The following is a 25,135-nucleotide window of genomic DNA, read 5'->3' as shown; positions in this document are numbered from 1 at the left end:
TTGGCGTCTAGATGAAATTTCGCCTTAGAATTTCGCTGCGAAATTCTACGATTGAAATTTCAGCGGGAAGGTAAAATTTGCTTAAAATTTTACAGCGTAAATTCCGCTTTGAGCCCCTACGCTAAAGTTTGCAGTAGATAGAATTTCGCCTCTTTAGCGCAAATTGCAAAAATTTAGCCGAAATTTACTAAATTTTGATTATACTGCACCCACAATTTAAAAAGAAAGGATAGGAATGAAAAAAGTTCTTATTGCATGTGCTGCGTTGGCGGCGTTTAGTTCGAGTGTATTCGCCGCTGACGGCGCTACTTTATATAAAAAATGCGTGGCCTGTCATGGAGCCAACGCCGAGAAGCCTTATCTTGGCGGCAAAGTACCTGCGCTAAACACCCTAAGCAAGGAAGATATCATCGCTAGCCTAAAGGGCTACAAAGACGGCACCTTGGGCGAGGGCAAGGGAAAATTCGGCATGATGGGCGTTATGAAAGGTCAAGCAGCTTCGCTCAACGACGAATCGATCGAAGCGCTAGCCGATTTCATCGTTTCTAAAAAATAATTTCAAACTTCATTCGGCGGGCTTCACGCTCGCCGAGCTTCGCTTAACCTTAAATTTCAAAATTCTACGCTAATATCACGTAAAAATTCCAAAGGCTCATAATGTTTAACGGACTGATCAGAGAGATCGCGCAGGTTGCGAGCTTTAACGGCGATTTGCTGCGACTGCGCGCGAGATACCGCCCCGCGCTCGGCGATAGCGTCGCGGTAAACGGCGCGTGCCTGAGTGTGACGCGGCTTTTTGCGGATGGATTTGCGGTGCAGCTTTCGAGCGAAACGGCGCGCGTCATCGTCGCACAAAACCTGCGCGGCTCGGTGCATATCGAGCCAGCGATGCGGATTGGAGATCGCATAGACGGGCATTTGATCCAAGGGCACGTCGATGCTGTGGGCGAAATTTATAAAATTTCAAAGCTTGCAAGCGGCGTCGATTTTTTTATCCGCGCGCCGCTGCATATAGCGCCGCTGCTAGCGCCGAAAGGTTCGGTAGCGATCGACGGCGTGAGCCTAACGATCAACGAAGTGCTTGAGGGCAGCGGCATGCACGGGCGAAATTTTAACAGCCAAGGTCTTGACGGCGGAAATTTTATTCGCAAAGAGCTGCGCGACGCAAATTTTAACGGCGCAAGCTTGCGCGGGCCAAATTCTAGCGGCTCAAATTCCGTTCGCGATCCGAACTCCTTGGACGTAAATTTAAAGAGCGGAGCGCAAAGCTGCGCCATTCGCCTTACGATCATCCCGCTCACGCTCAAAGATACACTCTTTGGATCCTACAAAATCGGGCGCCGCGTAAATATCGAAACCGATCTGCTCGCGCGATACGTTGCAGCGCAGTTACGCTTTGCCGGCGGACGACCCGCCAGTCGCGGCACTGCCGCTGCGCGCGATGATAGCGCCGAGGGCGAAAAAGATAGGCTTTCGTGGGACGCAGTAGATAAAATTTTGAGCCTGTATTAAGCGGCGCGCGATGACTAACACCGAAATTTGCAGAGAAAATCTTGAGTTTGTATTGGACGGATGCGGCGTGTTGGCGGGCTTTAGCACGCGGCTTGGCGGCGTAAGCGGCGGAGCGTATGCGAGCTTAAATTTAGGGGATCACGTAGGCGACGATCCGCAAAATGTCGCGCAAAACCGCGAAATTTTAGCCGCCGCGCTCGGTATCGCGCCTCAAAATTTAAAATTTATGCGCCAGATCCACTCAAACAAAGTTGAAATTTTACGCGCAGCTAGCGATGAAATCCCGCCCTGCGACGGGCTTGTGACCGATCTGCGCGGCGTGGCGCTTTGCGTGCTGGTAGCGGACTGTTCGCCAGTGCTGATCGCGGACGAGCGGCGCGGCGTGATTGCCGCAGTGCATGCGGGGCGCGCAGGCGTGAGCCAGCGGATCTGCACCAATGCGATAAATTTGATGAGCGAGCGCTTCGGCTGCGTCGCTGCGGAGCTAAAGGTATTCGTAGGCGCGAATATCAAGGCGCGAAACTACGAACTCGGCGGGCTTGATCTGGGCGAGTTTGAGCGCTATAAAACGCAGGGGTATTTCGATATAAACGCCGCACTTCGCGACGAGCTCACAGCTGCGGGAGTACGAAACGTTAAATTTGATCCGCGCTGCACTTTTGAGAGCGAGCGGCATTTTTCCTACCGCAGAGATGGCGTCACGGGGCGCTTCTGCGGCTTTGTGATAAAAATATAAGCTTGAAGTTTGACAAAGATGAGATAATGAAAGAAAATCAAATGAGCGGGAGAATTTAAAGCTAGGCGCAATCCCGCTCTTTAAAATAACTTATCTTAATGCATCGTATTTATCGCACCAATGTTGCCAAGGCTGTTCACTTTCGCCTTCTAATATACCTCCTATTTCATCGCTATTTTTGCCTAGTTCGCATGCTTTTTTGAAATATTCTACTGCTTTTTGCTTATCGTCGAATGCCGCATATCTAATCGCGCCAAATCTTCCGCAGCCGTCCCAATAACCCGCATCGCAAGCTCTTCTAAAATATGCCGCCGCCTTTACGAAATCTTTTTCTACTCCTTGTCCTCTAGAATACATAACGCCTAAATTTGAACACCCTGCTGCGTATCCGCCGTCGCAAGCCTTAGTATAAAGCTTTATAGCCTTTTTGCTATCTTGTTTTACGCCTTCTCCTTGCCCTTCGCTATATAAAGTACCTAAATTTGAGCATGCTTCATAGTCGTTTCCGTCGCAAGCTTTTTTATAAAATTGAGCCGATTTTGCGAAATCTTTTTTTGCTCCTACTCCAAATTCATACATTTTACCTGCTAGTGTGCAAGAGGCAAAATCCCCTTTATTACAATCCTTTTCTATGCTTGTAGCACTAAGAGCTACGCAAGCAGACAGTGTCACAACTAAAACTATTTTTTTCATTTCTTATTTCTTAAATCAAATTTAGTAAAATTTTACCTCCCCCCCTCATTAAAATTTGCTGAATTTTTAACCTTATTTATGATCCGTTATTTTTAAAACTTAAATTTAAACGTTGCTCGCTACGGTAAAATTTCGCCGTGCCGCAAGCTTATTTTAATAAAATTTTAAATATAATCCTCGTTTCATTTCACACGCATCAATCCTTGATTTAGTTGTAAATTTAAAGCAAATTTACGGGCGGATGCGGAGGAAGAAACTAAATTTCGGGGCAACCCACAAGGAGAAAACTCATGGTAACAATGAGAGATTTGCTAGAGTGCGGCGTTCATTTCGGACACCAAACGCGCAGATGGAATCCGAAGATGAAAAAATTCATTTTCGGCGAGAGAAAAGGTATCTACATCATAGATCTACAAAAAACTATCCGCTACTTCCGCTACACTTATAATATCGTGCGCGACGCGGCTGCCGAGGGCAAGACGATACTTTTCGTAGGCACCAAAAAACAAGCCGGCGCGACGCTAAAAGAGTACGCCGAAAAATGCGGCATGCCTTATGTAAGCCACAGATGGCTAGGCGGCATGCTGACGAATTTTTCCACTATCAAGCAATCGATCCGCAAGCTCGAAGTAATCGAGACTATGGAAGAGGATGGCTCGATAAATTTACTAACCAAAAAAGAGGCGCTAATGCTTCGCCGCAAAAAAGAGAAGCTCGAGCTTTATCTAGGCGGCATTCGCAATATGAAGGGCCTTCCTGATATGATCTTCGTCATCGACGTAGTTAAAGAAAAGATCGCCGTAGCGGAAGCTAACCGCCTAAAAATGCCGGTTATCGCGCCTTTGGATACAAACTGCGATCCGGACGTAGTCGATTTCCCGATACCTGGCAACGACGATGCGATCCGCTCGGTTCAGCTTTTCTGCCAAGAGATGGCTGAGGCGATCAACGAAGGTAAGGCGCTTCGCGATCAAGACGCGAGCGAGGATGGCGAGCAGAGCGAAGCCGTCAGCGACGAAGAGAAAGAGGAAGTCGTAGCCGAGGCGATGAGCGAAGAGGATTTTGACGTAAGCGAGGACGAAGAGTAATGGAAATCAGCGCGCAAATGGTAAAAGAGCTCCGCGAAAGCACCGGAGCGGGGATGATGGATTGCAAAAAGGCTTTGGTTGAAACAGACGGCGATATGGATAAGGCCGTCGATCTGCTTCGCGAAAAGGGTCTCGGAAAGGCTGCTAAAAAAGCCGACCGTCTAGCTAGCGAAGGCCTAGTGAGCGTCGAAGTGGGCGCGGATCATAAGATCGCCACGATAAGCGAGATAAATTCCGAAACCGACTTCGTAGCTAAAAATCAAAATTTTATAAATTTAGTTAAAAATACCACTCTACATATCCAAAGTAAGGGCATTAGCAGCATTGATGAGCTAAATTCCAGCATCATCGACGGCGTTAAATTTGATGAGCATCTAAAGAGCCAGATTGCTACGATCGGTGAAAATTTAGTCGTTAGAAGATTTGAGACGATTAAGGCGGGCGCAAACGGCGTGGTAAACGGTTATTTGCACTCAAACGGCCGCGTAGGTGTAATCATCGCAGCAGCTTGTGACAGCGAGCGAACTGCGGAGGGTGCGAAGGAGCTTATAAAAAATCTCTGCATGCATGCAGCCGCGATGAAACCTCAGGTTATCAGCTATAAAGAGCTTGATCCCGATTTTATCGAAAAAGAATTCTTAGCTCTTAAAGGCGAGTTTGAGAAGGAAAATGAGGAGTTTGTGCGCTTGGGCAAACCGCTTCATAAGATCCCGCAGTTCGGCTCGCGTGCGCATCTAACAGACGAAATTTTAGCCAAAGAGATAGAAGTTTTAAAAGATGAGCTTCGCAAGCAAAATAAACCTGAAAAAATTTGGGATAAAATTTTGCCGGGTCAGATCGATCGCTTCATTGCCGATAATACTCAAATCGATCAGCGCCTCACGCTGCTAGGGCAATTTTACGTAATGGACGATAAAAAAACCGTCGAGCAGGTTATCGAGGAAGAAGCTAAAAAACTAGGCGGCAAGATCGAGATCGTAAAATACGTCCGCTTCGAAGTGGGCGAGGGTCTAGAGAAAAAGAGCGAAGACTTCGCTGCCGAAGTAGCGGCTCAAATCGGCTAAATATGGAACTTCTAAAGGGCGTAAATCTTACTCATGCGTATGATTATACGCTCTTTGAAAATGTAAGCTTAAGCGTCAAAGAGGGCGAGAGCATCGCTATTTTAGGCGTTAGCGGCTGCGGCAAATCGACTCTGCTTCATATTCTATGCACGCTTTTAAGGCCGAACTCGGGCGAAGTGATCTACGGCGGGCGCAGTATTTACGAGCTAAGCTCCGATGAGAGGCTTAAAATTCGCCGCAACGACTTTGGCATAATATTTCAATCCCACTACCTTTTTAAGGGTTTCTCCTCTGGCGAAAATATTGAACTTGCCGCCAAACTTACGAATAACGCGATAGATGATGGAATTTTAAAAAAGCTTCAGATCGAACATACTTTAAAGCAAGGCGTGGGCGAGCTTAGCGGCGGGCAGCAGCAGCGCGTGAGTATCGCTCGTATACTTTGCAAAAAGCCGCGCATAATCTTCGCCGACGAGCCTACTGGAAATTTAGATAAGGATACCGCAAACGAGGTCATGGGCGTGATCTTTGATTACGTAAAATCCAGCCGTGGCGCACTCGTGCTTGTGACTCACGATGAGAATTTAGCGCAAAAATGCTGCAAAGTTTATCGCCTAAATAACCGAAATTTAGCGCAAATATAAGCAATTAATAACCAAAAATATCTTACAATAGCCCAAATTCTTTCTAAAAGGTCATAAATGAAAATTCTACTTGACAATCACAATGAGCAGGTTGCAAGTGTCGTAAATATTTGCTGCGAGCGCATCGGGGCGGATCTGGTGGATTATAGCGCGGACGAGAGCGAATATGATTTGGCTATAAAAAACTACGAATCGGGCGACGATATTTCAAATTTTGATCTTCATAAAACTTTATTTTTGACTCCCAAAAACGTCTCTCCGAGCGGGGCTAGGTATACTTTGAGCAAGCCTTTTTCGCCGCTTGAGCTCATCACGTTTATCAGCGAGTTTTCGCTGCAGACGATGAGCGCTCAAGCCAAGCAGAAGATGGCTCAGGAATTTGCCGACGCAAGCTCCGTTATGAAAGAGATCGACGCGATTGATCAGGCAAATTCCGCTTCGGGTAGTAATTTTGAAGAGCTTGTGGATAGCTTTTATGACTCCGGCAAGGATATACCGCTTTCGCAGCTGGCAAACGATATAGCGCCCGAGATTGCAGATGATGTGCCGCTTTCGCAGTTGGTAGGCGATATGCCGCGCACGGACGAGATCGCAGATGATATTCCGCTCTCGCAGCTTGCAGATGAAGCAGCTCTTGCGGGCACCATCGCCGATGATACGCCGCTTAACGCCGTTGCAGAAAAGATTGCGGATAATATCGCAGACGATATGCCTCTAAACTTAGCTGCTAGCGATATCCCTGAGGATGTGCCGCTAAATAGTATCAGCACAAGCGAGCCTGCTGAAAATAATCACACACTCCAGGGCGAGATTCCAATCGCAAAGGATGACGCTCCGATAGCTTTAGCAGCGCTAGATGATGAAAATCCTAAGAATTTAAAAACAGATAAATCGCAGATAAAAGATGAAATTCCCGCCACACGGGCGAGCGAAACTTTACCGTTTGCGCAGCAAGACGAGTCGCAAAGAGCTGGCAGCTCTAATGAAGCTGCTGTTGAAAAAAGGGTAGACGCTGCGCCTAATCTAGAGGAAGCGAAAGACTCTGCGGACGTTACGCTTAAACAGCGTGAGTCGGACGGCTTATTTGCCTATAAAACAGATGAAAAAAATTCTGCCTCGCAAGTAGTGCAAGATGCAGCTGGCGCGCCTGTTAACAGTGGATTTGATATGGATTTTTCCAGGCTTTTCGATAGCGCTGGCATGCCCGTGGAGGAGTTTGGCGGATATGATAATTTTGCCGCGGCTGCGTTTGCTTCCGATGAAAAAGAGGATAAAAGATCTGCGCATGATAAAAATAAAATGGCTACGGATTTTCAAAAAACGCAAATTTCGTCTCAATACGAGGTCGCTTCAGATACGCCGATTGCGTTAGCGGGTGCGGGCGATATACCTCGCGAAAATCTTTATAACGCCGTTCCGTTTCAAAGTATGGAATTTACCGGCGGACTTGCACAGAATACGCCTATGTCTGCTCATAATGAAGCATGGAATTCAATTGGCGCAAATTTTGCAGCTTCTGCAAATTCTAGCAATACCGGGACTACAAATTCCACTCCTGCGCCGAATTTTTCGGAGCTAAACTTACCGCACATATTAGATGCCTCAGATTTACCGAAGCAAAGCGAGCAAGCCAATAGTGTTGCTAGCGGGTTTGCGGACGGATTTTTGCGCGCTATGGAGGGCGATTTTGCAAACTCTGCGGATAGCGAGCAATTTAAATCCGGTAAGCCCGCAAAGAGCGCCGCGCAGCAGATAAAATTTAATGCTTCAAAGCCTTCGGAGCGCACCGAATTTAAAGCGCATAAATTTGGTGCGTCCGAGCAGGTAAATGAGATGAAATTTGGCGCACAAGCTATGCCGAATGAGCTTGCTGCTTCGGCTGCGGCGGAGTTTGCCAGCCTTATGGCAAGCGAGTTAGAGCCTAGCGCCAAAAGCGAGTCGCTGCGTAACGAGCACGGTAAAAAACCGAGCGCTGAGGAGCTGAAAACCAAGTTGCGTGATGATCTAGAAGCGGGCATCGCAAACACGATCGAGAAATTTGCGGGCAGTAAGGACGCTAAGGACGCGCTGAAGGACTTTAAGATCAATATCGACATATCGTTTGGAGATCGGTAGTGCGGGGCAAAATTTTGCTCGTCTCCGGTCCTAGCGGCAGTGGCAAAAGCACGCTTATAAAGCGTCTTATCGCAGAATTTGGCGAGCAGATATACTTCTCGATCTCCTCTACGACGCGCGAAATGCGTGCGGGTGAAGCGGACGGCGTGAATTACCATTTCATAAACGAGAGCGAGTTTCGCGCAGGTATTGAGCGCGGAGAGTTTTTAGAGTGGGCGTTAGTTCATGGCAAATACTATGGTACTTCGCTAAAGGCCGTTACGAGCGAGCTTGAGCGCGGCAAGATCGTGATTTTTGACATCGATGTGCAAGGATATGAGATTGCGCGTAGCAAAGTGCCTAAAAGTGAGCTTACTAGCGTATTTATTACTACGCCGAGCTTGTCGGAGCTTAGGGATAGGTTGCGTGCTCGTGGCGATAATGATCCCGCCGATATTGCTTTACGCCTGCAAAACGCGCAAGAGGAGATGGAGCGCCTAGGCGAGTATGATTATTTCATAATAAATGATCGCCTGGAAGCGGCGTATGAAAATTTAAGATCAATCTACAAAACTATCAAACTAGAAACGGCAAGCCGCGACATAGGCAAGCTAATCGAAATTTGGAAAATTTAAAGGAGAAAAAAATGGGCGTAAGCGTTCAACAACTGCTAATTATCTTAGCGATTATCGTGTTACTTTTCGGAGCTAAAAAAATCCCCGAGCTTGCAAAGGGCGTAGGTAAGGGCATTAAGACCTTCAAAAAAGAGATGGAGGACGATACGCCTGAGAAGGTCGAGAAAAAGGCAGAGGAAGAGATCAAAGACGCCGAAATCAGCGATACTAAAAAGGCGTAAAGGATTTGAAAAATTTAGTCTTAAATGAAATTTTTAAAATTTTATCTCGTAAAGTCGTTTTAGAAAAACCCAAAGATAAAAGTTTGGCTCATTACGCCTCACCCGAGGCTTTCGCGCTGGCTAAGGAGCTGCGAAAGGCACCAAAGCTTATCGCCGAGGAGCTTGCGGCTAAATTTAAAGATAGCGAAATTCTAAGCGCCACGGCGGTGAACGGCTATCTAAATTTTCATCTAAAGCCCGCTGTGTTGGGCGCACTTGCTGAAAATGCTCTTAGCTTGGGCGGTGATTTTGCGAAAAACGACGCGAAGCTCGGAGGCGGAATTTTACCAGATTCGGAAAGGATTTGCGCGAGCCAGCCTGCTAGTAAAGGCTCCGCTGCAAATCTGGCTGCGAGCGGCAATGACGCTGCCAAATCGCAGAATTCCGAGGAGGCGTCAAATTCCGTCGTAGCGTCAAACTGCGATGAGGCGCGGAATTCCTCCGCTATGCCGCAAAAAATTCTGCTTGAATACATCAGCGCCAATCCGACCGGTCCGCTTCATATCGGGCACGTGCGCGGCGCCGTTTACGGCGATACGTTCGCGCGTATCGGAGGCTATCTGGGGCACCGCGTCGATACCGAGTACTACATCAACGACGCGGGCAATCAGATCGAGCTTTTGGGTACTTCGATCGCGCTTCGTGCGCGCGAGCTTGCGGGCGAGGATGTGAACTACCCCGAGAAATACTATCGCGGCGAGTATATCGACGAGATCATCCCTCTTGCGCGCGCCCAATTTGGCGATGAAATTTTCCGCGACGAATCGCGCGTTTTGATCCTTGCGGAGTTTGCTAAAGACGAAGTGTTAAAGATCATCCAAAAAGATCTCGCAGATGCGGGCATCCATATCCAAAACTGGGCTAGCGAAAAGAGCCTCTACGGCGAGCTTGAGCCTACGATTAAGAAGCTTGAGCGCAGCGGCAAGATGTATGAGGCGGATGGTAAAATTTGGATCCGCTCATCGCAGCTCGGCGACGAAAAAGATCGCGTCGTCATCCGCGAGGATGCGCGCCCGACCTATCTTGCGGGCGACATCGTCTATCACAACAACAAATTTGAGCGCGGATATGAGCGCTGCATCAACATCTGGGGAGCCGATCACCACGGCTACATCGCGCGATTAAAGGCCGCCGTGCATTTTCTGGGCTATGACGAAAGCAGGCTCGAGATCATCCTAATGCAGATGGTAAATTTGCTCAAAGACGGGCAGACCTACAAGATGAGCAAGCGCGCGGGCAACGCGATCTTGATGAGCGACGTGCTCGCCGCGATCGGCAGGGACGCGATGCGATTTATCTTCATCAGTAAAAAGGGCGAGACGCCGCTTGAGTTCGACGTGGACGAGCTCGCGCGCGAGGACAGCAGCAATCCGATCTTTTACATCAATTACGCCCATGCGCGGGTCAATCAAATTTTTACCAAAGCGGGCAAGCGTGAGGCGGACGTCTTGGGCGCGGACTTCGGCGCGCTGGATGAAACGGGGCTCGGCCTAGCTTTTGCGGCGCTTGGCTTGAATGAAATTTTAAACGACGCATTTAATTCGCGCGGCTTGCAGAAGCTGCCAGATTTCCTAAAGGCGCTCGCGGCGGACTTTCATAAATACTACAACGAAAACCGCGTCGTAGGCAGCGAGAACGAGGATGCGAAGCTCAAGCTGTTCGCGCTCGTAGCGCTTAGTATCCGCACGGCGTTTGCTCTGATGGGCCTAAGCGCAAAAGAGAAAATGTAGCCGCGCAGGCTACATTTCGCGCCGATATCCCTAAATCTCACGAACGAAATTTATGATTTAAATACAAAGCGAAATTTTTAGGTGGAATTTCTGTTGCAAAATTTTGTGTTTTGCTTTTTGCTTCCCGCTTTGCCGCAAAATTTTGCGGCGGAATTTGGGATGAAATTTTATCGCGAAATTTGACTTAAAATTCTATCGCTATGAAATTTTAAAGTTAGTTCTAAATTTGCGGCTCGTAAAATTTCAATTTTAGAATTTTGCGAGCGATTTCGCGGTATTGCTGTGGCGCTGGGTGCGGTTCGTAAAATTTAAAATTTGGCTGCAAATTTACCGCTTGCGGAATTTTGAAATTTTAAAATTTTGCGGCGCTGAAGCTTTAAGTAAAATTTTAAAACAAGGCTTGAGGTACTAAAATTTTTGTGCAGATTAAATTTCATGCGACGAAATTTAATTCGTAGAATTCTCCTTGTCGGGATTTGCCTGCAAGACCGCCCCTTAAGCCCCGCGGCGCATCGCTGCAAAAAGGATAGATATGAGAAAGATCATCGACATAGCGGCGCTTTCGATTGCCGTTTGCATCTTGGTTATGGTGCTTTTTTGGCCGTCACCCGTTTTATCGTTTAAGTGCTACCGCGGCGATGGCGTAAGCTGCGCGCAGCTGGGGCGCGACAAGCTCTCCCGCGGAGATTACGACGGCGCCAGGCTCGCTCTTGCTAAGGCTTGCGAGGCGGGCGAGAAAGATAGCTGCTTTGATTTGGGTGCCCTATACGACGGCGAGGGCAATGCGACGCAAGCGGGCGTATTTTATGCCGCAGCGTGCGATAAAAACGTCGCCGTAGCCTGCCACAAGCTAGGCAACCTATATCAGCGAGGGCGCCTGAGTAGGGACTTCGTTGCGGCAGCTCGGCACTATGTCAAGGCCTGCGATTTGGGCTACGCCAAAAGCTGTCATAATGCGGGCGTGGTCTATTTCACGGGCGGTTTTGGGCTCGCGGCGGATCCTGCAAAGGCGGTGAGCTTTTTCGAGCGAGGTTGCGACGGCGGGCTAGTGGATAGCTGCTATAACGCCGGCGTTGCGTATGATAGGGGTCTCGGCGCGCCGCAGGATCGCGACAAGGCGGAGAAGCTTTACACCAAATCCTGCGAGCTGGGCTACGGCGATGCCTGCAATAATTTAGGCTATTTGTATCTGAACGAGGGGGATTTGCGCGGATTTTCCAAGGGACTCGGATACGTCAAAAAGGGCTGCGACGCGGGCAATAAAAAATCCTGCCAGCTATACGAATTCATGAAAGAGCAAATTTTAAAGAAGTAGGCGCTTGGTAGCCCGGCGCACATTTCGGTTTGCACTGCCTGCCGTGCGTCGCCTCTTTTGTATTGCTCGCCGTGCACCGTCTGTCGTATGGCGTCTGTTGTGCTACCTGCCTTGCACCGTCTATCTACGCTACTCGTCGCGCGGTATCAGTTTTTTCGATGGGCTTGCCTGCAATATTGCTGTAGCGGATTTGTGAGCTTTTGTAGCGCGCGGAATTTCGCCACGATTTTGCGACGTGCGAAATTCTGCAAGGCGCAGATAGCCCATGCATGCGATTAGTTAAATTTAGCGGAGGAGCTTTACTTGAAATTCTATCGCTATGAAATTTTAAGGCTTAGCTCTAAATTCAGGGCTTGCAGAATCTCAACTTTAAAATTTTATGGGTGGCGCTGCAAGCAAGACAAATTTAGATTTTAAAATTTTACGGCGCGGAATTTAGCGCGGAAGCAAAGCGCGAAGCTATGTTTGAGGAGGCAAATTGGAATATGAGATCACGGGCGAGGTTCGAAATCTCCGCGTCCACGCTGCAAGAGGAAATAGCAAAATTTGGGTATTTTTCGAGATAGACGGCGTGAAGCTGCGCGGCGAGTTTAACGATATCCCCGTGGAAGAGGGCGAGCTTGCGCGCGCGTATTTCATCCGCGGAGGATATGCGGGCAGCTACGTAGTTACGAGGGTTCAGGTAGCGCGCAAACCAAGCCCCTTGCGCCGTAAGCTGGGGATCGCGACCGCCGTGTGTACGCTTGGCTTCGGCGCAGCGCTGTGGATCGTGGGCTTTGGGATTTTAAACGTCGGCGGGAGGGGCTCGCTAATTAATTTTGTCTGTATTGCCGCGGTAGGATTTGGGGTGCTAAAAGAGGGCGCGGACAATCTTAAAATGTGGCTAAATCAGCGCACGTCCGAGTAGATCGCCGCTGCGACGCGAATTTCATAGATTTACAAATCTGCCGAATAAAATTTACTCACGCCCGCCGTATCTTTGCGGCGTAAATTTTGCTAAAATTTGCTCAGAGCGAGAAATCCGCTGCGTAAATTTAGAAAAAGGCAAAATTTGAACATAAACGAAGCAATAGTTGCCACCGCCAAAAAGCAAAAAGAGTGCCGGCTAGCATTTATAAAGTATCTGTTTTTAGGAATTTTATTTATAATAGTGCTACCCGTAGGCGGCGGGTTTGCCGTAGGGCACCTTTTTGAAAATCGCCTTGCACCGCTATTTTTCATCATTATCTATATTCCGTTTTTTCTCGCCGCGCTAATGGCTAATGCTAGCCGAGTGACCAGCGAGCTGGGGGATTACAAAGCGTTTTATAAAGATGTTTTCGTCCGCGCCGCTATTCGGAGCACAGATCCAATTTTAACTACGATCCGAATGCCGGCATCAGCCGCAAAGAATTTCGCAAAATCGGCATCTATTCGCCCGACGAATTTCGTGCCGAAGATCAAATCAGCGGTATTTATAAAGGCGTCAAATTTAGCCTCAGCGAAGCAATTGATATCCCAAACGGCGCGACGCTGGAGCTAAGCGACTCGGCGGCGCTAAATTTGCTCTCCGCGATAATTTTTGCGTGGGAGGCCATGAAGGATATGCAGGCATTTAGCGGCTCGGTTTTGGTCTGCGAGTTTTACAAGAAATTTAGCGGGCAAACGATAGTCGCGAGCCGCACGCTAAACACCAGATTTTTAGGCGAAAAATGGCAGATGGACGACGTGTTTTTTAGCAAAGAATTTCGGGTCTTTGCGGATGATAAAGTAGAGGCGAGGTATCTTTTGACGCCCGCATTTATGCAGCGCCTGCGAGAGCTAAAGGAAAAATTCGCGGGGAAAATGGGGCTGAGCGCGGCGTTTATGGACGATAAGCTTTATCTATTTTTAAACGGAGCGAAAAACAAATTTGAGACGACGTTCTTTTCGCTACCGCCTAGCCTCGAGGATGCCGCGGGGATCAAAAATGAAATTTTAGAGCTTTTATCTATCATAGACGAGTTAAATTTAAACCCAGATTTAAGCGAAGCGGCGATTTTGGCTGATTAATGCGCGCCACTATTTGGCGGATAAAATTCGCTTGTGTTGCGACAGGGCGCATTACTTGTCGCCTATCGAAATACATTGCGGCTAGAGCGCTATTTCTCCACCAGCTAAAATGTGCTACGCTTTGGTCGTATCCTCCACCGCCTATCGAGATGCGCTAAAGCCTGGATTGCTTCTATGCTACTTACCGAGATGCGCTACGGATCGGATCGCTCATTTTTGCTACCGGCGAGGGTGCGATTAAGTAGCTCCTGTTCGCGAGCGAATAATCTGCAAAATTTTTCCCAGTCGTGCAGATAGACGAGCCTGTGCTCTTTGCCATTTTCGTCTATGTAGATGCCTTGCGTCGAGCATAGGCTCATCTTTTGCCAGTAGTCGAAAAACGGCAACGCCTCGATGTCATCTTGCAGTACACCTCGCATCATGCCGTTATCGTAAATTTTTAAATCATAATAAGTCATTTCCATTTTTAACCTTTCTAAATTTTATATCTACGAAATTCTGCCGCGATAAAATTCTGCTTTCTTAAAATTTTGCCGAGATAAAATTCCGTAAACCGGATTTAGAATTTTAAAATTTTATGCACCGCGAAATTTGCTGTAAATTCCGCCCCTTTAAATTTTGCGGCGTCAATCCTCGATGAAGCCCTGTAGAATTTCACCGCAAGTAAAATTTAGCCCGCCAGCGCCTTTAGCTGATTGACGTTTAGCCCGTCAACCAAAATATAGCTCGCATCGATGAAGCGGTAGTTTTGCTTCGGCAGACGCGCGATAAACTCGCCGTATTCCAGCTCGGCGATTGCATGGTAGTTACCTGCGTCGTTTTCGTCGCCCTCTATGCCTATGAGCGAGATCTGCCAGCGCGCGACGTCGTTATTTTTCAGCATCTCCGCGTTTTGCCACTCCACAAGCGGCTTGTAGGGCAGGATAGTGGGCAGGTCCTGCGTGAGCGCGTATGAGCCCATTATCGTGCCGTCATCTCCATTTCGATAAAACCTCTGGTGCGCGCTGTAAGCGTCGAGGTACTGCACCTCGGTCAGCCGCTTGCTAAACTCGGCGGCGGGGTTGTATGAGGCTAAAATTTCATCCATCATCGCGCGGTTTATCGCAAAAGGCCTCTGCACCCCGTAGCAAAAATTTACCTCCGTATCGCCGCTTAAGTGTTGATCTATCGAATGTAGCCCCGCCGCTATATCGCGCTCGTAGTCGAATTGCTCTATCCTGTCGTGAGCGTAAATTTCGCCGTTTTCATCCATGATCTCGCCCCCCAGCTGCTTAGATAGCGCCTGCAGATACGAGATCGCCAAAACCCAATCAAAGACCGTCGCGGGCGTATTTACGCGCACGGCGTAGCTTTGCCGATCCTCGTCGTAACTAACCTCCATCCCGCGCCCGCTCTTGTCCCGCACGCCCAAAATCAAGCACTCCTGCTCGCTCAAAAGCGATTTAAAAAACGCCCTCTCGTCGAAATCCTCGGCGCTCTCGTCTATGCCAAATACCGATAGATCGGGCAGGATATCCAATGCCTCGCTAACGCTCATAGCGTCCGAATAGCCCATAAATAGCGGGCGCTTTTTGTTTTTGACATGGAATTCTACGCTCGCCCTTTTCTCCTTTGTTAAATTGGCAAAATTATAGCGAAATTTTACCCACCGCCGCGAGCTAAATTTGCAGCGCAAGGAGTTGCGAAAAGTAAGCTTAAAGCTTTTTGAGAGTAAAATTTAAACAGACCCATGTAGGCGGTAAATTTAATCAAAAGGAGCGAAGATGACGAAGGATCAGTGCTGCGTCCTAAAGCATTTGACGGCGGGAGAGACGGGCGGTTTTGGGAAAACGGGCGAGATGAATGACGGCGAGTTTTTGGATGCGCTTATCGCAAAAGGGCTTGTTTGGATGCTTGACTGGGCCGGCGAGGACGAGACGGGCGATGTGGGCAAATTTATCAGCTCTAGGCTTGATGCGCTGCAAAGCGGCGTATCACTAGAGTGCGATAAAATTTACGCAAGGCTCGAAAAAGAAGCGAAAAAAGAGGGTTTCGAGCGCGGCGATGCGAGCCTATTTTTGATGAACGAGTTTCAAAAAGCGCTCAAAAAGAGCGATTTTAGGCTCTTTACTTTGGATCTTTATAGCGACGCTTATTATCTGCTCGTCGCGCACAAGGACGCCGAGAAAGATTTTAAAAAGCTAGGCAAGCGCGAGGAGCTATTTTGGGATATCGCGCCGTGGGGCAAGCGCCGCAAAAGGCAGATCCTTTACGTCATAAACTGCGAGTGCGGCGAGATGTCCGCGTGGCAGCTGGATGCGGACGAGCCCTCTCCTAGAGATGAGGTTTGCGAGGTGTGCGGGCGGGTGCTTTTTGACGCAGACGGCAACGCGATGCAGCCTTTGGAAAAGGAATTTATCTGATCTTACTTGCTTATCGCGGCTTTGCGTGCGAAGTTTTGGCTAAATGAAAGTCAAATTTTATTGCGCAGCTCGGCAGGATTTGGCGCACGGGTTTGGTTTGCAGCTCGGCGGCGAAGCGTAGTTTAAATTTAAGGCTCGCTCCGCGATGACATGCGGTTTTGATTTGAGGCTTGCTCGGCGGGCGGCGGAATGTGTTTTGATTTGCAGCTTGCTTTGGTAGTAAAACATTGCTCGGCGCGACTCGCTTTGGTTTGCTGCTCTCGTGAACGGTGAAATTTTGCGGCTTGTGTTTGCCTTAATAAGACCGTAGCGCAGGATGCACTCTTTTAGCGCTTGCGTTCTTGGCTTGATTTTTTATCCAGCAAGTTCGCAGTCGTGGGCGCATCTACCTATGCTGCGCTAAATTTTGATTTTAATGGTTGTGGACGCCAAGTTTGCTCTACTAAAAATCAAAATTTAGCTCTGTTGCGATCACTAAATTTATAATCCTATAAATTTAAAATTTTAAGCGTAAAAATTTTGAACTAAAATCTCTAAATTTTAAAATTTTAAATGCGATACGAGCTTACCGGCTCACTTGTCATAAGGCTCGCGAATTCTGCTGCAACTAAAGCGGGCAAGCTCGTTTGATTTAAAAATAAGACAAAATTCTAGCTAGCGCGCCCGCACAGAATTCCGATATTAGCGCGACTGCGAAAGCGCTATGTTTGAAATCCGAAACCGACGAGGTGCGGCGAGGCTAACTGCGAGCTTTGGCGATGCACGCCTCGATCGCCGCCATCACCGCTGCGCGAAACCCCGCTGCCTCGAGCGCCGCGAGTCCCTCTATCGTCGTGCCCGCAGGCGAGCAAACCGCGTCTTTGAGCTCCGATGGGCGCTTGCCGCTTTGCAGCAGGCGCGCCGTGCCCTCTACCGCCGCCGCTACCGCGTCGTAGCACAGCGCCCGCGGCAGTCCGCCCCGCACGCCCGCGTCCGCCGCCGCCTCGATAAAGGCGCACACATACGCAGGCAGGCTACCTGCAATCCCCGTAAATGCAGCAAAGCCAGCCTCGTCTATCTCGTAAAATTTACCGATTTTGGCGGCTAGCGCTCGCACGATCTCCCGACTAGCCTCATCAAAATACTCGCCGTAGCACAGCGCCGTAGCCGACGCGCCGATGCCTGCAGCGACGTTTGGCATCGCGCGGGCTACGAAAACGTCCGCACCTACGATATTTTGGGCGCGCTCCAGCTTGAAATTAGGCGCCAAAAGAAGCAGAATTTTGCCCGCAAGCTCGGGCGCGATCAGGTGCAAAATCCCCTCGTAGCTGGCGGGCTTGGTCGCGAGCACGATCATATCCGCTTCATGTGCCAGTTGCGTCTCGTCCTGCAAAATTTGCACGCCGTAGCGCTTGCGCAAAAATTCGTTTTTGCTTCTGGCATAAGCTAGGACCTGAAGCTTCGTATCGGAGCCGGACTGCGCGCAGGCGGAATCACGTTCGTGGCTCGTAAAATCCTGCTCTAAATTTACGGAATTCCGCTCGCAAGCGGTAAAATTTTGAGCATCGGGCATAAAATTCCGCCCGCCGTGCGCGGAATTTTCTTTATCCTCTGCAAAATTCTCTCTGCTCGCCGTGCAATTTTGCCCGCCAGCTTTGCAAAGTGCGGCGATCATCGCCTCGCCCATATTTCCGCCGCCGATAAATCCCACTTTCATTTTCGCTCCTTCAAAGCTAAATTATGCCTCAATGATAGCTCAAAATTTCTTTATCCGCCCTTGCGGCGCGCAGTTTATCTACGTAAAAGCAAATTTTAGCTACAATCTCGCCTAAATTTTTTAAAAAAGGATGCGTTATGGCAATAAATGTTTTTTATGACAAAGATTGCGATTTGGGTTTGATTAAGGCCAAAAAGGTCGCTATGATCGGCTTTGGCTCGCAAGGACACGCTCACGCCGAAAATTTGCGAGATAGCGGCGTAGAAGTTATCGTGGGCCTAAAAAAGGGTGGCGCGAGCTGGAGTAAGGCCGAGGCAAAGGGCTTTAAAGTAATGAGCGTCGGCGAGGCTACGAAGGCAGCTGATCTTGTGATGATCCTAACGCCCGATGAGTTTCAAGGCGACATTTTCAAAGCGGAGATCGAGCCGAGCTTAAGCGAGGGCAACGCGATCGCGTTCGCGCACGGTTTTAATATCCACTTCGGACAGATCGTCCCTCCAAAGGGCATCGACTGCATTATGATCGCTCCGAAAGCCCCGGGTCACACCGTCCGCAACGAGTTTGTAAGCGGCGGCGGCGTGCCGATGCTGATCGCCGTTTCGCAAAACGAAAGCGGCAGAGCCAAAGAGCTTGCTCTAAGTTACGCAAGTGCGATCGGCGGCGGCCGCACCGGCATCATCGAAACGACCTTCAAAGCAGAGACTGAGACCGATCTTTTCGGCGAACAGGCTGTACTTTGCGGCGGACTTTGCGCGCTCATCAACGCGGGCTTTGAGACCCTTGTAGAGGCTGGATATGAGCCTGAGATGGCGTATTTCGAGTGCCAGCACGAGATGAAGCTGATCGTGGATCTCATCTATCAAGGCGGTATGGCGGATATGCGCTACTCGATCTCAAACACCGCAGAATACGGCGATTACGTAAGCGGAAACCGCGTCGTAAACGAAAGCAGCAAAGCGGCGATGAAAGAGGTGCTAAAGGAGATCCAAAACGGTAAATTTGCAAAAGACTTCATTCTTGAGCGCAAGGCGGGCTATGTACGGATGAACGCCGAGCGCAATATCACAGCAAACAGTTTGCTTAGCAAAACCGGCGAGAAGCTTCGCGCGATGATGCCGTGGATCGCCAAAGGCAAGCTCGTAAATAAAGATAAAAACTGATTTCGGCTGAGCTTTGGCTAATACAAATCCACGCGGGCGCCGCAAAAAGCGCCCGATCAACTACGCAACGATCGCCTTTGTCGTAATCTTATGCTTTTTAAGCGGTGCGGTTACCTACGCGGTTTTAGATCTCGTATTTTCGGGCAATAAAGCTGCGTTGCAGCAAAGCTCGCGCAAACAAACCCCCGAAAGCCCTTCCGATCCTCGCGGTAAAAAGCCGCGTTTAAGCGCTGCACAGAAGGAAGCCCTGATTCAAAAGGAGCTTGATAAGATCGCCGAGCAAAACGTAACCGCGCCTAAGATGAGCATCGAGCCCGCACGACAGAATTTCGCAGGACAAAATTCTGCAAACGGCGATTCGCAAAATTCCGTAAATTCTACGGCTTCCGTAAATTCCGCCGCTGCAAATTCGGCGGGTGAAGGACCTGACGTAAATTTTACCGCGGCAAATTCCGCTTTAGAAAATTCCATAAATTTTACCGCGCAAAGTCCTGCTTCTAGCAGCGCGGACGATCTTTCTAAATCGCCGCGCAAGGCTTTGCCCGCAGGCTCTCGCGCAAAGCTAGCGATCATCATCGACGACGTAGGCACCGACGAGCAGGCGCAAAAGATCGCCGCTTTGCCCGTGCGCGTGACGCCGTCCATCTTCCCGCCCGAGTATCAGCGCAATGACACGCGCTCGCTCGCTCGCGGCTTCGAGCATTACGCGATCCACCTGCCGATGGAGGCGAGCTCTGCTAAAAATAACTCCGCGACGCTGCGAGCCTCGGATAATTACGAGAAGCTGCGCGGCGTCATAGCGAAGCTGCGCGCGGACTTTCCAAATGCTAAATTTATAAACAACCACACCGGTTCTAAATTTACCGCCGACGAGCGCGCGATGCAAAACCTGCTGCGCGCGATGAACGAGCATGGATTTTTATTTATCGACTCGCGCACGAGCCCCGCTACCAAGGCTAAGGCGGCGATGAATGGGCTCGGTATGCGATACGTGCATCGCGATGTGTTTTTAGATAATCAAAACAGCGTCGCTGCAGTGCGCAAAAAGCTGCGCGAAGCCGTGACGCTTGCTAAAAAGCAGGGTTACGCCATCGCTATCGGCCATCCCAAAAGCTCCACTATGCGCGCGCTTGCAAACAGCGCCGACATCCTAGGCGAGGTCGATTTGGTCTATTTGGACGAAATTTATGAGTACTACGAGTGAGCTCGGTTTTAAAATTCTAAGCCTAGCAAGGCTTGGCGCAAGCGAGCCCGCGCGGCTGTATTTTAGGGGCGAGCCGGCGATGTTACAAAAGCGCCGCATCTCGATCGTGGGCTCGCGCAAGATGAGCGTTTATAGCAAAAATTTGATCCTGCGGCTTGCGCGCGCTTTGAGCGATGCGGACTTTTGCGTCGTAAGCGGCGCGGCGATCGGCTGCGACATAGCCGCGCACGAAGGGGCGTTTCCAAACACGATCGCGGTTTTTGGAAACGGCCTTGATCAAATTTATCCCGCACAAAACGCCGCTATGATCGGCAAAATTTACGAGCGCAGCCTCGCGCTTAGTGAGTATGAGGACGGCGTGAGCGCGCGCGGGTTTCAGTTTTTGCAGCGCAACCGTATCGTCGTGGCGCTATCCGAAGCGCTCATCGTCGCTCAAGCCGAGCCCCGCAGCGGCTCGCTGCAAAGCGCGCGCCTGGCCCGCGAGATGGGCGTACCCGTCTACGTGCTGCCGCACCGCATAGACGAGAGCGCGGGCACGAACGATCTGCTCGCAAAATCTCAGGCGCGGCTGATCGCGGATTTTGGCGAGTTCGTAGCTTCTTTAGCTCCGCAGACGCCGCAAAACACCGAGCGCGCGCAGGATGAAGTGATGGAATTTTTAGCGCTAAATTCCGATCTGCAAGCGGCGATCGAGCGCTTCGGCGATAAAATTTACGAATACGAGCTTGAAGGCAGGATCGAAATTTTAGGCGCAAAGATAGTGGCAAAGTAGCCGGCGGCGGGCGCTTGCTTGCCGTGGTTTGATCGGCGCGCTCGCCGGTATGGTCTGTTTGCACGGCGCGTAGTCTGCGCAGCCGATGTTTAAATTTAGAAAAAGGCGGCTCGGTAAAATTTTACTTTCCGCAAGTAGCGCTAGAGCTTAAAACAAACCCGCGCGGCTTGCTAAAGCCGAATTAAAAGGATGAAATTTGATAGTTGCGATCGATCTTGGGCTTAAACGTATCGGCGTGGCGGCGGCACCGGATGATAAGACGCCGCTTCCGTGCGAGCCGATCCTGCGCAAAAACCGCACCCAAGCCGCGCGTGAGCTAAGCGAACTGCTACGCGAAAAGGGCGCCAGCGTGCTCGTGCTGGGCGTGCCGCGCGGCGGGGCGAGCGAGGAGGAGATGAGCAGGCGCATACGGCACTTTGCCTCGCTGCTGGATTTTGACGGCGAGATAAAATTTCAAGACGAGAGCTTTTCGAGCGCCGAAGCGGCGGAGTTTGCGAGTAAAGGCGCTAAGGGCGGCGGCAAGGACGCGCGCTTTGATAGCATCGCCGCGACGATAATTTTACAGAGGTTTTTGGCGAGCAAGGGCTAGGCGCGCGTGCAGCAACGCAATTCGCGCGCAGCTGCGCAAGAAAGAATTGCCACTCGTCTGTTTTGCCGATCACTTAATGCTTGCAAAATTTTATCTTGCCCGCCTAAACGGACGGAATTTATGCGCGTCAAAAGTCGGTAAAATTTTCATCGTCTGCTAAAGCTCGGCAGAATTTTGATTTGCCCGCAAAGAGCCTGCGGAATTTATTTTGGCGGTAGCCGTAAAATTACTCCATAGACAGTCAAACCGAGTGAGATTGACAGCGATTTAAGTTTTAATCGGCGAGGTTTATGCATTTTTGGCGATTTGTGCTCGCGCGCACGGCTGCTATTTAAGTTTTTTCAAGGTCTATTTAGACGCAAAGAACGCTAAGCAAAATTGCAAAAACGCGTATGCATCATAGAATAGGGCGCAAATTTTGCGATAAATTTCATTTAGGGAGCGGTTATGTTTAAGATCACGATGTTAGTAAAAAGGGCGCCGAACATCACGCAGCAGGAGTTTTTGGCGCACTGGGCGGCGCATTCGCAAAAGGTTTTGGCTAATCAAAAAGAGCTAAATATTATCCGTTACGCAAAAACTATTCCCGTCTTTCCCGATGGGCAGAGCACCAAGCGTGAGACGGCGGCGTTTGGCTACGACGCGATGGGCGAGCTATGGTATGAAAGCGTGCAGGCGTTTGCGGACGCACGAAACAGCGAGGTAGCGCGAGCGGTGCTAGCGGAGTTGATGGCGGACGAGGCGAAGTTTTGCGATATGAAAAACTCGGTGATGTGGTTCGGCGAGGAGGAGGCTGTGATAGAGTTTGAGCGCTAGGGAGCGCGGCTTGCAGCGAATAAATTTTGAAGTAAAGCAATTCTACGTGGCATTTGGGTTTTAAAACTAGCAGAATTTTACGAGCTGGGCTTGCACGGCTGAAATCGTAATCGCAGTCTACATAGATGAAATTTACATGCGCGATACAGATACTGCGCGGCCTAAATTATTTTAAGGCTCATATATCTAAGTGGTGTAGATCTAAGAAGCCTGGGTATTGGAGCCAAAACGCCTAAAGACGCATTACGCCCGCGATTTTGACATAGGCAAGCCGATTTCTAAGCTAAAATTTAAAGGCTAGCGGCATAAAATTTTTTAAAATTTCTAAGCAGCAATGCGAAATTTTCAAAAGTTTTCTAGGGCGTGGCAAGATGCTTGCTACGGGCTTGGTATATGGCAAAATATTTTACACACTAGATTATCGCCCTGATAAATCGCCATTGCAGAGGCTGCAGGTGCTTAAGACCTCAAGGATTAAATACGTTTTAGTCCTAGTTATAAATACTATAGCCGTGGACAGTCATATAGACGTGCGAGTAAAAAAGTGGGATAGCCAGCCATAAAAATAATCTTGCAAGTAAAATTTTAATTTGTCTTTTTGAAATTCAGCTCAAAGCTCCGTTTAAAATTTTATTTAAAATTTTGCTTAGGATTTTGATAGGAATTTTACAAGAATTCGCCGGAAATTTCACAGCTATTATCAAAAATTAAAATTTTATCCCTCGCTTTTTGCTATAATTATTTTTAAAATTTAAAAGGAGCAAAAATGAAAATTTTAGCGTCGATTGCCGCACTAATCGTAGCAGTCTACTTGCTCGCGCAGATATTTTTCCCGCAGGCGATTTCGTTTGTCGGATGCAGCATCGGTAGGGCTAATTCGTGCGAAGACTATGGAGCATATTTGCTTGAGGAGCGCGATTATGAGGCAGCAAAAAAGCCATTTGAAAAAGCTTGTGAAGCGGGGCTAGAAAATAGCTGTGCTATCGCGGGGGATTTATATTACGACGAGCAAAATTTATATAAAACTACGAAAGATAAGGGCAAGTCCGCGCGGTTTTATTCCAAAGCGTGCGAGCTGGGAGCCGCCAAAGCTTGCTACAACGCCGCGATAATCTCTTATAAAAATGCGGATAAGAAAAATACATTTGCGTTTTTTGCCAAATCATGCGATTTGGGATTAGGCGAGGGCTGCTTAAATGCTGCGGTCGCTAGCTACGAAGAAAAAGATTATCAGGGCGCTCTTAAGTTTTTCCTCAAATCTTGCGATGCCGCTTTGGCAGAGGGATGCCAAAGGGTCGGGCTAGCGTATTCAAAGAAGGAATTTGGCGAGCCGGATCTGAATAAGGCGATGATCTACTACGACAAAGCCTGCAAGCTGGGAGTTGAGTTTAGCTGCAACGTAGTAGCTGCGATGAATAAAATAAATGCAAGCGAGGCTAATGCTACTAAATAGATGACAGGGCTAGCTAGATGATAATACGGCGAGATCGAAATTAGTATAGAAATTTTGCGGAGCTTTATGGGATTTTATGAAATTTCGTGAAATTTCGTCTTTAAATTTTATTGCTGAGATTCCGCATATTGCGATAATGGCGATGGATAGCGATTTTAAAATTTCAGTATTTCAGAAGTTTAGAATTTAATCCATGCTGTGGATTTTATTGACAGAATTTTAACTTGTCATAGACTTATCCATCGCGATATAGGGATTTCATCATAATCTTAGTGCATCCCTGAAAGAGAAAAAATTGTGCAAACTAGCGAGTAGCTATGTAATCACAGCTGATATGGCAAAAATATCCGAAGAAGATCGCACGGGATAATTAATTTGCGAAGTAAATAAAATCAATTCACAAGGGAATGGGAATTTGTCAATAAATAAGTAAAATTATTCATTGCAAAGCAAGCAAAATCGATCTGTAAATGGGTAGATCAAGCTTAAAACTAACTCGAAGTAGCCTGTAAATAATGTAAAACCGCTTTTCAAATCAAAGTGAATTTACGCTTAAAATCAAAGTGGAGTAAATTCAGGTAAATTCCCACTTTGATTTGAAATGCAAATTTTATTTTAAAACGGTCTTAAAACACCTTTTAAAAGCTTAGTATAAAGATCGTTTAAAAAGCCTTTAACCGTCATAATTCATAATCAAAAGCTCGCTGCTACTCTTTCGCTCTGCTGCGTTATTGAGGCTATAGCTAATCTTTAGCTCTTTCATATTAAAGCCCTTATAAAGCTCTCGCACTAGCTCGCAGTCGTTGTAGCTAAGCATAAATTTGCCTTTGATACCTCGTAAAATTTCAGCCAAAGCTTCGTGATCTTGCTTGCTAAATCCGCCTGCCGTTTTGTAATAATTTTCAGTGCCGACATACGGCGGATCTAAGTAAAAGAAGCTATCCTCGCTATCATATTCTTTAATAAGCTTCTCGTAGCTTAAATTTTCGATAGTAGCACGCTTTAGTCTGCGTGAATAAACGCGAAAATCTCTATAAATATTCTTAGCGCTGCGACCTTTTGGCATAGCGAAGTGCTCGCCCTTTGCGCCAAAGCTTGCCGCAATTTGGAAGTAGAAAAATGCCGCCGCTTCTATCTTATTTCGTGGCTTAAGCCTCCCTTGTTTGATTACGTAAAATATCTCCCTGCTTCTTAAGAGTCCGTTAAGACACGAGTTTAAGCTCTGCGGTCTAGTTTGGATT

Annotated in this window: 26 protein-coding genes; 21 read left to right on the top strand and 5 right to left on the bottom strand. The window is 48.5% G+C overall.

Annotated features, from left to right (window positions below):
- Positions 1-235 precede the first annotated feature (235 nt).
- From Q0323_RS10305 to Q0323_RS10290, 3 genes are all read left to right on the top strand, one after another.
- Complete coding sequence (locus tag Q0323_RS10305; protein WP_005872020.1) at positions 236-556, top strand: c-type cytochrome; 321 nt, start codon at positions 236-238, stop codon at positions 554-556.
- A gap of 101 nt (positions 557-657) precedes the next feature.
- Positions 658-1,512: a riboflavin synthase gene (locus Q0323_RS11290; RefSeq protein WP_366939574.1), complete on the top strand. Its 855-nt coding sequence runs from the start codon at positions 658-660 to the stop codon at positions 1,510-1,512.
- A gap of 10 nt (positions 1,513-1,522) precedes the next feature.
- Positions 1,523-2,248 carry a polyphenol oxidase family protein gene (locus Q0323_RS10290; protein WP_298054187.1) on the top strand — a complete coding sequence of 242 codons (726 nt, stop codon included), beginning with the start codon at positions 1,523-1,525 and terminating at the stop codon, positions 2,246-2,248.
- Positions 2,249-2,338: 90 nt separating this feature from the next.
- On the opposite strand, the gene Q0323_RS10285 is transcribed toward Q0323_RS10290, so the two are convergent.
- A complete protein-coding gene (locus tag Q0323_RS10285; RefSeq protein ID WP_298054185.1) occupies positions 2,339-2,941 on the bottom strand; it encodes a tetratricopeptide repeat protein in 603 nt (200 codons plus the stop codon).
- A gap of 290 nt (positions 2,942-3,231) precedes the next feature.
- Between Q0323_RS10285 and rpsB the strand changes: the two genes are divergently transcribed.
- From rpsB to Q0323_RS10230, 11 genes are all read left to right on the top strand, one after another.
- On the top strand, positions 3,232-4,029 hold the full coding sequence (rpsB, locus tag Q0323_RS10280) for a 30S ribosomal protein S2 (RefSeq protein WP_297896475.1): 798 nt from the start codon (positions 3,232-3,234) through the stop codon (positions 4,027-4,029).
- Positions 4,029-5,093, top strand: coding sequence for a translation elongation factor Ts (gene tsf, locus Q0323_RS10275; RefSeq protein ID WP_298054182.1), 1,065 nt, complete (start codon positions 4,029-4,031; stop codon positions 5,091-5,093). The genes rpsB and tsf overlap by 1 nt, the downstream gene beginning before the upstream one ends.
- 2 nt (positions 5,094-5,095) lie before the next feature.
- Positions 5,096-5,737 carry an ABC transporter ATP-binding protein gene (locus tag Q0323_RS10270; RefSeq protein ID WP_298054179.1) on the top strand — a complete coding sequence of 214 codons (642 nt, stop codon included), beginning with the start codon at positions 5,096-5,098 and terminating at the stop codon, positions 5,735-5,737.
- Positions 5,738-5,794: 57 nt separating this feature from the next.
- Positions 5,795-7,852, top strand: coding sequence for a hypothetical protein (locus Q0323_RS10265; protein WP_298054176.1), 2,058 nt, complete (start codon positions 5,795-5,797; stop codon positions 7,850-7,852).
- Complete coding sequence (gene gmk, locus Q0323_RS10260) at positions 7,852-8,466, top strand: guanylate kinase (RefSeq protein WP_298054173.1); 615 nt, start codon at positions 7,852-7,854, stop codon at positions 8,464-8,466. Before Q0323_RS10265 ends, gmk begins: the two co-directional genes overlap by 1 nt.
- Positions 8,467-8,477: 11 nt before the next feature.
- Positions 8,478-8,687 (top strand): twin-arginine translocase TatA/TatE family subunit, encoded by a 210-nt coding sequence (locus Q0323_RS10255; RefSeq protein ID WP_297944621.1) that lies wholly within the window; start codon positions 8,478-8,480, stop codon positions 8,685-8,687.
- Positions 8,688-8,692: 5 nt separating this feature from the next.
- On the top strand, positions 8,693-10,456 hold the full coding sequence (gene argS / locus Q0323_RS10250; protein WP_298054170.1) for an arginine--tRNA ligase: 1,764 nt from the start codon (positions 8,693-8,695) through the stop codon (positions 10,454-10,456).
- Between the two features lie 532 nt (positions 10,457-10,988).
- Positions 10,989-11,771, top strand: coding sequence for a tetratricopeptide repeat protein (locus Q0323_RS10245; protein ID WP_298054167.1), 783 nt, complete (start codon positions 10,989-10,991; stop codon positions 11,769-11,771).
- 478 nt (positions 11,772-12,249) lie between these two features.
- Positions 12,250-12,678: a hypothetical protein gene (locus tag Q0323_RS10240; protein ID WP_298054164.1), complete on the top strand. Its 429-nt coding sequence runs from the start codon at positions 12,250-12,252 to the stop codon at positions 12,676-12,678.
- Between the two features lie 144 nt (positions 12,679-12,822).
- Entirely contained in the window at positions 12,823-13,293 is a 471-nt protein-coding gene (locus Q0323_RS10235; RefSeq protein WP_298054160.1) for a hypothetical protein, read from the top strand.
- Positions 13,294-13,346: 53 nt separating this feature from the next.
- Positions 13,347-13,802: a DUF3137 domain-containing protein gene (locus tag Q0323_RS10230; protein ID WP_298054157.1), complete on the top strand. Its 456-nt coding sequence runs from the start codon at positions 13,347-13,349 to the stop codon at positions 13,800-13,802.
- A gap of 194 nt (positions 13,803-13,996) precedes the next feature.
- Here the strand turns inward: Q0323_RS10230 and Q0323_RS10225 are convergent, their stop codons facing one another.
- Together Q0323_RS10225 and Q0323_RS10220 are read right to left on the bottom strand one after the other, a co-directional pair.
- Positions 13,997-14,266 (bottom strand): hypothetical protein, encoded by a 270-nt coding sequence (locus Q0323_RS10225; RefSeq protein WP_298054156.1) that lies wholly within the window; start codon positions 14,264-14,266, stop codon positions 13,997-13,999.
- A 206-nt stretch (positions 14,267-14,472) separates the two neighbouring features.
- Positions 14,473-15,477, bottom strand: coding sequence for a DUF4299 family protein (locus tag Q0323_RS10220; RefSeq protein ID WP_298054155.1), 1,005 nt, complete (start codon positions 15,475-15,477; stop codon positions 14,473-14,475).
- An 88-nt stretch (positions 15,478-15,565) separates the two neighbouring features.
- Between Q0323_RS10220 and Q0323_RS10215 the strand changes: the two genes are divergently transcribed.
- Entirely contained in the window at positions 15,566-16,204 is a 639-nt protein-coding gene (locus Q0323_RS10215) for a hypothetical protein (protein WP_298054153.1), read from the top strand.
- Between the two features lie 739 nt (positions 16,205-16,943).
- Here the strand turns inward: Q0323_RS10215 and proC are convergent.
- The gene (gene proC, locus Q0323_RS10210; protein WP_298054152.1) at positions 16,944-17,900 is read right to left on the bottom strand and encodes a pyrroline-5-carboxylate reductase; all 957 of its coding nucleotides are present in this window, start codon (positions 17,898-17,900) and stop codon (positions 16,944-16,946) included.
- A 137-nt stretch (positions 17,901-18,037) separates the two neighbouring features.
- Between proC and ilvC the strand changes: the two genes are divergently transcribed.
- The 6 genes from ilvC (at position 18,038) to Q0323_RS10180 (ending at position 23,894) form a co-directional block, all read left to right on the top strand.
- Complete coding sequence (gene ilvC, locus Q0323_RS10205) at positions 18,038-19,060, top strand: ketol-acid reductoisomerase (RefSeq protein ID WP_298054149.1); 1,023 nt, start codon at positions 18,038-18,040, stop codon at positions 19,058-19,060.
- Between the two features lie 13 nt (positions 19,061-19,073).
- Complete coding sequence (locus tag Q0323_RS10200) at positions 19,074-20,264, top strand: divergent polysaccharide deacetylase family protein (RefSeq protein ID WP_298054146.1); 1,191 nt, start codon at positions 19,074-19,076, stop codon at positions 20,262-20,264.
- A complete protein-coding gene (locus Q0323_RS10195) occupies positions 20,248-21,036 on the top strand; it encodes a DNA-processing protein DprA (RefSeq protein WP_298054143.1) in 789 nt (262 codons plus the stop codon). The genes Q0323_RS10200 and Q0323_RS10195 overlap by 17 nt, the downstream gene beginning before the upstream one ends.
- A 196-nt stretch (positions 21,037-21,232) precedes the next feature.
- Positions 21,233-21,625: a Holliday junction resolvase RuvX gene (gene ruvX, locus Q0323_RS10190; RefSeq protein WP_298054141.1), complete on the top strand. Its 393-nt coding sequence runs from the start codon at positions 21,233-21,235 to the stop codon at positions 21,623-21,625.
- Positions 21,626-22,072: 447 nt separating this feature from the next.
- Entirely contained in the window at positions 22,073-22,441 is a 369-nt protein-coding gene (locus tag Q0323_RS10185; protein ID WP_298054139.1) for an EthD domain-containing protein, read from the top strand.
- Between the two features lie 766 nt (positions 22,442-23,207).
- The gene (locus Q0323_RS10180; protein ID WP_298054138.1) at positions 23,208-23,894 is read left to right on the top strand and encodes a tetratricopeptide repeat protein; all 687 of its coding nucleotides are present in this window, start codon (positions 23,208-23,210) and stop codon (positions 23,892-23,894) included.
- Positions 23,895-24,567: 673 nt separating this feature from the next.
- On the opposite strand, the gene Q0323_RS10175 is transcribed toward Q0323_RS10180, so the two are convergent.
- A partial coding sequence (locus Q0323_RS10175) for a DNA adenine methylase (RefSeq protein ID WP_298054137.1) occupies positions 24,568-25,135 on the bottom strand: 568 nt, incomplete at its 5' end.

Source organism: uncultured Campylobacter sp. (assembly GCF_938030145.1).
Taxonomy (GTDB): Bacteria; Campylobacterota; Campylobacteria; order Campylobacterales; family Campylobacteraceae; genus Campylobacter_B.
The sequence above is the reverse complement of the archived record's forward strand: the minus strand, read 5'-3'. Positions and strand labels throughout refer to the sequence as shown.

Bases quoted from the DNA above. Each gene is read 5' to 3' on its own strand.
- Q0323_RS10255 (WP_297944621.1), top strand. From the start codon at position 8,478: ATGGGCGTAAGCGTTCAACAACTGCTAATTATCTTAGCGATTATCGTG.
- Q0323_RS10285 (WP_298054185.1), bottom strand. From the start codon at position 2,941: ATGAAAAAAATAGTTTTAGTTGTGACACTGTCTGCTTGCGTAGCTCTT.
- Q0323_RS10225 (WP_298054156.1), bottom strand. From the start codon at position 14,266: ATGGAAATGACTTATTATGATTTAAAAATTTACGATAACGGCATGATG.
- Q0323_RS10290 (WP_298054187.1), top strand. From the start codon at position 1,523: ATGACTAACACCGAAATTTGCAGAGAAAATCTTGAGTTTGTATTGGAC.
- tsf (WP_298054182.1), top strand. From the start codon at position 4,029: ATGGAAATCAGCGCGCAAATGGTAAAAGAGCTCCGCGAAAGCACCGGA.
- ilvC (WP_298054149.1), top strand. From the start codon at position 18,038: ATGGCAATAAATGTTTTTTATGACAAAGATTGCGATTTGGGTTTGATT.
- Q0323_RS10195 (WP_298054143.1), top strand. From the start codon at position 20,248: ATGAGTACTACGAGTGAGCTCGGTTTTAAAATTCTAAGCCTAGCAAGG.
- Q0323_RS10305 (WP_005872020.1), top strand. From the start codon at position 236: ATGAAAAAAGTTCTTATTGCATGTGCTGCGTTGGCGGCGTTTAGTTCG.
- Q0323_RS10270 (WP_298054179.1), top strand. From the start codon at position 5,096: ATGGAACTTCTAAAGGGCGTAAATCTTACTCATGCGTATGATTATACG.
- rpsB (WP_297896475.1), top strand. From the start codon at position 3,232: ATGGTAACAATGAGAGATTTGCTAGAGTGCGGCGTTCATTTCGGACAC.
- Q0323_RS10265 (WP_298054176.1), top strand. From the start codon at position 5,795: ATGAAAATTCTACTTGACAATCACAATGAGCAGGTTGCAAGTGTCGTA.
- Q0323_RS10245 (WP_298054167.1), top strand. From the start codon at position 10,989: ATGAGAAAGATCATCGACATAGCGGCGCTTTCGATTGCCGTTTGCATC.
- proC (WP_298054152.1), bottom strand. From the start codon at position 17,900: ATGAAAGTGGGATTTATCGGCGGCGGAAATATGGGCGAGGCGATGATC.
- Q0323_RS10180 (WP_298054138.1), top strand. From the start codon at position 23,208: ATGAAAATTTTAGCGTCGATTGCCGCACTAATCGTAGCAGTCTACTTG.
- Q0323_RS10230 (WP_298054157.1), top strand. From the start codon at position 13,347: ATGAAGGATATGCAGGCATTTAGCGGCTCGGTTTTGGTCTGCGAGTTT.
- Q0323_RS10215 (WP_298054153.1), top strand. From the start codon at position 15,566: ATGACGAAGGATCAGTGCTGCGTCCTAAAGCATTTGACGGCGGGAGAG.
- Q0323_RS11290 (WP_366939574.1), top strand. From the start codon at position 658: ATGTTTAACGGACTGATCAGAGAGATCGCGCAGGTTGCGAGCTTTAAC.
- Q0323_RS10185 (WP_298054139.1), top strand. From the start codon at position 22,073: ATGTTTAAGATCACGATGTTAGTAAAAAGGGCGCCGAACATCACGCAG.